This window comes from Sphingobium subterraneum (assembly GCF_014199435.1).
Classification (GTDB): domain Bacteria; phylum Pseudomonadota; class Alphaproteobacteria; order Sphingomonadales; family Sphingomonadaceae; genus Sphingobium; species Sphingobium subterraneum.
Genome location: NZ_JACIJP010000020.1, coordinates 1 through 8,043 on the forward strand (window position 1 = coordinate 1; position 8,043 = coordinate 8,043).

Annotated in this window: 6 protein-coding genes; 2 read left to right on the top strand and 4 right to left on the bottom strand. The window is 64.4% G+C overall.

What is annotated here, in order from left to right:
- The first annotated feature begins 434 nt into the window (after positions 1 to 434).
- Positions 435 to 1,685, top strand: coding sequence for a hypothetical protein (locus FHS92_RS17885; protein ID WP_084280705.1), 1,251 nt, complete (start codon positions 435 to 437; stop codon positions 1,683 to 1,685).
- Positions 1,686 to 1,715: 30 nt separating this feature from the next.
- On the opposite strand, the gene FHS92_RS17890 is transcribed toward FHS92_RS17885, so the two are convergent.
- A complete protein-coding gene (locus FHS92_RS17890; protein ID WP_084280706.1) occupies positions 1,716 to 2,873 on the bottom strand; it encodes a tyrosine-type recombinase/integrase in 1,158 nt (385 codons plus the stop codon).
- A gap of 148 nt (positions 2,874 to 3,021) precedes the next feature.
- On the opposite strand from FHS92_RS17890, the gene FHS92_RS17895 reads away from it, so the two are divergent.
- A complete protein-coding gene (locus FHS92_RS17895) occupies positions 3,022 to 4,020 on the top strand; it encodes a MarR family transcriptional regulator (RefSeq protein ID WP_184081931.1) in 999 nt (332 codons plus the stop codon).
- 152 nt (positions 4,021 to 4,172) lie between these two features.
- Here the strand turns inward: FHS92_RS17895 and FHS92_RS17900 are convergent, their stop codons facing one another.
- The 3 genes from FHS92_RS17900 to FHS92_RS17910 are packed head-to-tail and all read right to left on the bottom strand — an operon-like array spanning position 4,173 to position 7,881.
- On the bottom strand, positions 4,173 to 5,381 hold the full coding sequence (locus FHS92_RS17900) for a hypothetical protein (protein ID WP_084280709.1): 1,209 nt from the start codon (positions 5,379 to 5,381) through the stop codon (positions 4,173 to 4,175).
- A complete protein-coding gene (locus tag FHS92_RS17905) occupies positions 5,378 to 6,232 on the bottom strand; it encodes a TniB family NTP-binding protein (RefSeq protein ID WP_084280711.1) in 855 nt (284 codons plus the stop codon). The genes FHS92_RS17900 and FHS92_RS17905 overlap by 4 nt, the downstream gene beginning before the upstream one ends.
- On the bottom strand, positions 6,205 to 7,881 hold the full coding sequence (locus FHS92_RS17910) for a Mu transposase C-terminal domain-containing protein (RefSeq protein ID WP_254895194.1): 1,677 nt from the start codon (positions 7,879 to 7,881) through the stop codon (positions 6,205 to 6,207). Before FHS92_RS17910 ends, FHS92_RS17905 begins: the two co-directional genes overlap by 28 nt.
- Positions 7,882 to 8,043: the final 162 nt, after the last annotated feature.

Here is an 8,043-nt window from a genome sequence, read left to right on the forward strand (position 1 = left end):
TGTTCCAGACCCTTGTGGAGCACATTGAGGTCTTGCTGCACCCAGCGACCCGCAGAGCTCGCCGCGGCACCCAGCAGCGCCGCAATCGGATCTTCGGGTTCGGACCGGAACACCGAGCGCGGCATCAGCCCGGCCAGCGACAGCGGCGCAGCGCCGAGTCCAAACAGCTGCGGTCGCATGGCCACCGCGAGCGAGGCCGCCCAGGCGGCACCACGCGGGGCAGGGCGGTCGAATGTTGCCCCCGCAAACTCATGGACCTCGGTCCCGCCCTCGAGAAAGTCGATCTCTTCGGCCCGCAGTTGATCAACGAGCGTAGCTGTGACGCGCCATAATTGACGTCATTGGGCCAACTCGTTGACCAGCAACTGTGACAAAATTCATGGCAACGCGCTGTCTCCGTTTACATGACGCTCGATTGAATTACCTTCCCGGCCATGTCCGCGATCCCTTCCTGGCGTGCCGGCTTCGAGTTGGAAGTCATCCTTGGCGACCTTGGTAAGCCCCGTTTCGAGCGAGAGCTGCGCGATGGAGAGGCAATGGACGAGGCATCGCCGGGCTTCTGCCGAGCCTTCGCATCGAAATTGCGTGAGCGGACAGGTCGGGCGTGGTCCGCCCCTTCTCGGCCACCGCAGCGCCCCGGCTTTTATGTCGTCCCGGAATATGGGCTGGACCCACTCAATTGGCCGGACGACCGCCTAGCGGGCGTGGAACTGCTAACCCCTCCCCTGCCCCTCGACGAGGCCGAGATGGTCCGAACCGAGCTTTCCGAGGCGATCTACGAGATCGACGGCGATTTCAACTTCTTCGCCAGTGACCATACCGCCAGTTGCGGTTGGCACATCAACATCGATGGCGGCGATGGCTACCGGCTCGATCCGGAGCGCTTCATCCTCGGCGTGGATGAACTACTGCTGCTGGCGAACAACGATCGGCTGTTCAGCCGCTACACGGCCTTGCAGCGCCATGCCGTCGGCGTGCCCTTGCTGCGGCATCTGGCGCATGATCCGACCGGCAAATTCCTGCTCGGATCCGCCCTCGGCAACCTGCTCGATGACCGCGCTGGGCGCGACAAGGGATACGCGGCAAACTTCGCCAAGCTGCTCAAGGGCTATGTCGAGCTGCGTCATTTCAGCGCGGAGTCGTTCTTCAACGGCCCACACCTTACCGAGCAACTCGAGCGGATCCCCGCGGCCTTCGAAGTCTGGCCCGCACATAGCCATCCCTTCGAGCAGGCCTTTCGCCGCAAATTTCTGCTGCTCTCGCGCTGGCTTGAGCGCGCTCGCAGTAAACTGAACTGGAATCTGACCCAAGGACTGGTCGCCGCCGAGGGTCGGGTCCAATTCGCCGGGGAGCCGATCGGCCATGTGATGGCCAATGGGCTGGTCGAGCTTAATCTGTTCGGGCATGGCGAGTACGAGTATGTCGCCACCATTCGCGACATTGCCCTCTCCGATATTCCCGAAGCGGTAGCCTTGCTCGCGCTCGATCTTGCCGAACTTTACAATCTTGGCATTCGGCAGCGTGCCAGCAGCAACACATCCTTCCAGCGCGCCGTGCTCCAGCTCGCGGCACATCTGCGGAAAGACCCCGGTCTTTCCAGTTCGGCGCAGCTTGACGAGCTTGCGCATGCCGAGAAGCTGCGGCGCGAGATGCACCCGCAATTCTACATGACCGCCGGGACATAACCTCATAATATATCCTGGTTGGCGGGCGGGCTACGCAGGCGTCTGGCTGCCACCGCCGCGCAAGCGCCCCAGTACCCGCGCCGCCGCATTGTTGCCCACGGCCAGTTCGCGCGCATAGCGTAAAGCTGTCGTCGGCGACGACCACCGCAGCGCAAGCGCAATTCCCGCGCCGTCCTCACCGGCCGCGAACAGATCCTGCGTGAGCCCGACCCTGAACGAGTGCGCGCTCAGGCCGCGAACGGTGTCGCCCTCCATCCCGGGCTCAAGCTCGACCAGGCCCAGATCGACCGCCTCCAGCACCCGGCGGCGCAGGATCGCGACCACACCCTGCCTGGTGAGCGGTTTTGAACCGATGTAGTGCCGCACAAGTCGCTGCCCGGCAGCGTCTGGCGGACTGGTCAGCACATTGATGCGCCGGAACACAGGGCCATGCGCAATCCCGCTCGCGAGCAACCAGGCCGACAGACGCACCATGGTATCGGCCGACAGCCAGGCCAGAGCCCCCTCCCCCAACTGGTCAGTCTTGGAATGCGTGATTTCGAGCCGCCCGCTGCCATCGCCAAACTGGGAAAGATCGACCACCGTCGCCCCAACCAGTTCGGACACGCGCAAACCCGCATCATAGGCGAGACTGATCAGCGCCGCGTCACGCAGACCGATGATATCGCTGCCGCACGAAGCCAACAGCGCGTTGACCGTTACCCCCTCGGGCGGCGCCTGACCCTCCTGCATCGCCTCGCCCAACCGGAGCGGCGCGGCCTGCCTTTGCCGTTCGCGCTTCTTGCGCCGGATACCTTTCAGCGTGTCGCGAACCATCCCGGCCTGGGTCGGCAACGGTTCACGTCCGCCAAAACCGAGGATGCGGTGGATCCGCGCGATTGAGGCGATCCGGCGTGCGAGGGTGGCAGGCTTTGCACCGGCACGGATGTCTGATCCCTTGGCCAGCCAATGCAGATAGTGGACCAGGGTTTCGGGCTCGGCGGGGACGGCGGTCGCGACCGGTCGCCGCGCCTTGCACCAGGCGAGGAAGCATTTGAGGTCGGCGGTGATCGCGGCCTTGGTCGCGGGTGCCATCGCCGCGACCGCAGCCTCGAGCGCCAGTGGGCTGGCGGCGCGGGTATCGACCAGCATAGCGTGGCCACCCAGCACCAGTTCCACCGAGGACGGGAACGGGCGATCGGTAGTCATGCGGGGCGATCGTTTCGTGCGCGTTTCACGGGGGCTTCTTGGGCCAAATCCGGCCACTTCGGCAAGTTCGAATTTACCATAACATCCGATTATGGAAATACCGGATATGGAAGGGCCTCCGCCATACGCACTTTAGCTACGTATTAAATTGACAATTGAGGTTCAATTTGCTGTTATTCCGTGCATGTCCGGACATTTTTCGAGTGTCGTCCTGAACGCCTACGGGGCCGCCCGCGAAGGGCTGGCCCGGGCCGAGGAAAGGCTCGCCCTGTTTCCCGAACCGGCGATCCTGATCGCCCATATTCGCAGCGCCGAGCAGGAGGCGCTGGGCTGGCTCGAAGGCGAAAGCTTCATACCAGAACAGCTCGCCATGAACTACGGCTATTCTCCGCGCGCGTGGCGGCGCTGGCCCTTCGCCTTTGTCCAGGCTTTCGAGCGCAAGCCCCCCTGGAGCGCCATTCCTACTGCCGATGCCATCCGGGCGTGGCTCAAGACCGACGACCCGGCGATCGAAGGTTGGCCCTCCCCTGCCCCGCTCGCCATCGCCGACACCCGCCTCGAGGGCTGGGCACGCCAGGCCGCGCGGCTGTCGGCGCTCCCCCGCCTGATCGCCAGCGCCGACCTCGCCGCCTCCTTCGCTCGCGCCGCCCCTCTGCCCCATGGCAGCATCGTGATCGGGGCAATGCTGGCCGACCGGCATGCGATGGCGAAGGGCAAGCTCTCCGCCGGCGGCATTGCCGCGATCGGCCTCAACCAAAACCGCGCCCCCTGGCGGGCGCTGCTGACCGGCGTGACCGACGACGACCTCGACGAACTGACAACCCACGCCCGCGACGAACGCTGCCGGCTCGCCTGGCTCGAAGCGCTTGGCGCGGGCGGCACAGCGGTGGTCCGCCTCGATCAACGGCTGCGCCTGTGGCTGGCCCGGCTCGACACCGCCTGTGCATCGCGGCGCAAGTCGTCGCACCTGCGCCCTCTCGCCCTGCTCGCCGGAGCGGGTCCTTCGCTCACCGTCGCGCGCGCGGCGAAAGCGTTGGGGCTATCTCGGCAGGCGACCACTCGGCTCATCGCCGAGGCGTGCAAGGCGCACCTCCTGCGCGAGATCACCCAAGGCAACGCCTTCCGCCGCTATGTCATCGCCGTGTGATGGGCAAAACTCGTCAAAACAGCAGAAATTCAACTAACTTTCTGACATTACTTATAAAATATGACCTCCCCGGAAATGTGCCGTACAGCGCCAAAATAGGCCCCGGATAGGGGAAGGGTGCAGCGGCGCGCCGAACGCGCTCTACGGGCCCCTCAAGGCGAAATTTGATGATTTGGCACTGCGGGCGACCTTTCACCCTTCGCTTCGAGCCTGGCGACGGCCAATTCGAGTGCGCGGGCTGTCGGAAGAGCAAATCCCCAGCAGGCCGGATCAAATGGTTCGCTGTCCCAGCGCGGCCGTCGCCGCAGTTCCGCCTGTATCGCAAAATCCCTCGCGAGCTGGAGACTGGCGAGCGCTTCTGCACGGCTTTGCCGCTGTCGGCTCTCCGCGCCCAGGGCATGCAGGGCGCGCTGGCGCCAGTCAGGTCCGTCACGGTCGACCCGCGCCAGATAGCTGAACGCGCTCAGCCTCTGCGCTGCCGCCTCAAGGCGACGATACCGTCTGCGTAGACGATGACGATGAACCCGGCGAAGCGCTACTGTGAGCATCGCCCTCGACATCGCCGACTTGGGGAGCGGCATGCGGGGCAGCTCGGCCCCAGGGCACCCGGGCACAGCGAAGGTCGCGGCAAAGCGGCGCGGCAACTCGCGGTCGTGGCAATGAGCGTGGGCCAGCAGCAGCGTGCGCGCAGGCACGACATGGAGACGGTTCGCGCTGAACTCGCGCATGTAGGCATCGAGCCCGGGCGGCGGACGCTCGGCAGCGCCCTGCCCCAGCAGCTTCAGTGCGGCATGACGGTTGCCGAGCAGACGGGGTTCGGCGAAGCCGAGCAGCTCAAGTGCACGCACTGACACCGCAGCAAGGCGGCGCAGTGAAGCAAGATCGATCACCCCGACGGCGCGGCGCGGCACATCGCGCAGATCGACCAGCAAGGCCTGATGCTTGCGGCAGAGCCAGCTTTGCCGAAGCGTCCATTCGCGCAGGATCACCAGCGGCTTGCCTGCCAGGTGGAATTCGAGCCAGCATTTCAGACAGCCATAATGGCGCCCGCGCGGCGGCAACAGATACTCACCGCTAGCCGGAACGAGGGTGGCCTGCACGACGGACACCTCGCACTGCACCGCCCAGGCAATCCGTTCGATTGCCGCACCCGCGTCCGCGCGCGTGCGGGCTACCTGTCCGCCGCCAAGATCGAGGCGGGCAAGCCCCGGCTCCAAGCCAAGAAATTCGAACAAGCCGATGCGCGTCGTATCGTGGCGTGAGACAAGCCGGTCGAGCCACGAATCGAAGAATTCCTCGGGCTGCGGCAGAACCCGGTAGGCCAGCGGAGCCGGATCCCTCTTCCATTCCTCCCGCCTCACCGGTCGATATAGCAGGGAAACAGTCGGGCCGCCTCGTAGACGTCGGAGAATTCGACGTACTCCCGCCCATGCATGTCCCTCGCAACCCGCTGGCTCCAGTGCAGCAGGCGCTTGAAATTGCCTGTCACACCGTGGCTGGTGCGCCAGATGAATTCGGCCATTTCCGGTTCGGCGAAGCGGTCCGGCTCACTCAGGCCAATGCCGCGCGCCAGGACCCGGATCAGCTGCTGCGAAGGCTCCCCCGGTGCCCAGGGCGTCAGGCGCAGGATGATCGAGCGATACGCCAGTTCGGCATCGTCGCTGAAGATGTCGGCGGCGATGTCGAGCCCGGCAACTACCATGTGGACATTGCCCTCGCTCATCAGAAACCTGAACGAATCCAGCGCATCGCGCCGCGCCCGTCCGCTGGCCGTCAGCACCGCATGGACATTGTCTATGGCAACCAGCCTGGTCGCCTGCTCACCCAGCAGTTCGGCTACCTTGAGGTCAGCAATCTGGTGCGTGCGGCGGGTGAGCGGCCAGCCCTGCTTCCACAACAACGCAAGGTTAATCCGCAGCGATGTCGGGTGCGAGGGCACGACCGCACGCAGCATCGGAATGTAGCGCGCATCGCCCCAGTCCGCTGGTTCCGGATAGGCCAACTCAATCCGCCGACCCACTTCCTTCAGGATCGATGTCTTGCCCATCCCCGACTGGCCGACCAGGACAACGCAGGTCGGCCGGTCATCCGGATCCTCGCCGGCCAGCCCCACCAGCGTATTCACATGCACACGTGCCTCGTCGAAATCGATCCAGAAGGCCTGCCGCAGTGCGCCTGCCGACGCTAAGCCTCGCTTATCGGCTTGAGCCATTCCAATTCTCCCAGTTCCTCCAGTGGAAGCCATCTCGCACCGGTTGCAGAAGTGCCTGCTGGCGGCGGCGGTGCGTGCGAAACACCTTCGCGCTCGAGCCGCTTGCGCCCCTGGCGGTGCTGCCGGGTCCGGATCTTCGAGGCCCGCACTTCCTGGCGATTGGCGTAGACGAGCCTTGCAATCTCAGCCTCGCCGCTGCCTTGATGATAGGCCGCCCCGCGGCGGCGATGCGCGGCGGCAGCGGCATCCCACTCCACCTTGGTGACGTGCGGGTACGAACCGACGACACACGCCGCGACAAGGGCATCATCGATCTGCGGATAGACCTCCTGGATCGTGCGTTCATCGACATGGATCATGATCTTGAGCCCAAGCCGGGTCGCAAAGCTCTCGTGCCAGTATCGGCGGTGATCAATCCGGACCCCGCCAGCGGTTATGGTGCGTTCGACCCACGGCAGAAACCGGCGGGTCAACTGCGCGACGTCGATCCCGAGAGGAACGAGAGCGCCATGTTCCGCCGCCCCATCCTGCCACCTCTGCGCGGGCGCGATCCGCCCCAACCCGTCATGCGGGGTGTGATGGTAGCGGCAGATTTCCCGGACGAACCAGCGCTCAAACTCCTCCAGCGTCATGGTGGCGGCCGCTTCGACGTCGTGGCCATCGCGCTTCGTGACGTCGCCCCCGGTTGCGCCCGGTAACAGCAGCATCTTTTCGCACATGGTGCCGATCAGTCGCTCGATGTGGCCCCCGAAATGGGCCGGGCCACGCGGTCGGATGTCCGGATCGATCCCGTAGGCGTGACAGGCGCTTCGGAAGACTTCTGCCCGGTGAGAGCCTGCATGGTCGGCATGCAGCCGCTTGAAGAACCCGTGAATCGGGTAGTCTTCATTCATGCCGAGACCCGCCAGCAACGGCTGCTTGGGGAGCAGCGCGTTGGCTACCGCCCGACCGCAGCGGAAGATCGAGGGATCCCCAAAACTCACATAGAACCCCAGAATGCAGCGGCTCCAGACCTCGATCAGCAGTGTAACCCACGGTCGCCCCAAGGCCTCTCGGCGCACGCTATCGACGAGCATGACGTTGGCCGGCGAGTGGTCCATTTGCACGAGGTCTAGGAACCCGTTGCTTTGGTACTGGCCGGGATGCGGTTCGTATGCCGTCCGCCGCTTCGACCCCATGGTCGAGCGCGCAAGCTGCGGTGAGCTGATATCGCCGATCAGCCGCTCGATGGTCCGAACGCTCGGGACATCTCCACGCTTGAACCGGTAATCGCCGTTGTCCGCGATGAGCAGGCTGCGGATCTGGTTGGCAGCCTCCCGCACGCTGGGGCGCGGACGATGAAGGAAAATCTCCTCGATCTCCTGGTCGATCGCCGTGAAGATTACGGGCGGCGCATGCCTTGTTCCGGGCTTCGGCCCCTTTGGCCGAGGCGCGAGACTCTCCGCGATAGGATGCTCCCGGAACCGGCGGGCAAGTTCGCGAATCCGTCGCTCGCCGAGATCCGTTTCTTCGCTGATTGCGGCCACCGACGCTGCTGCCAGCGGACCCTCCAGCGAAACATGACGCCGGAACACCGCGTACAGATATGCACCGGTTTTCAGCGCCGCTGCGGAAGGCTTGGCGGCTCGGGGTGGTTTTCGTTCGATCACCGGAATACTCCGACCGATCTATGGACCGCTTCAGCGTCGTCTATTTTGACGTAATTGAGAAGCCAAAATACTTCAGTGCCAGGATTTCATGCACTGATTTCGTCACTCTATGATTTTATATCAATAGGTTACGTTGATTGTTTACTTCTTTGTCCCGTGACA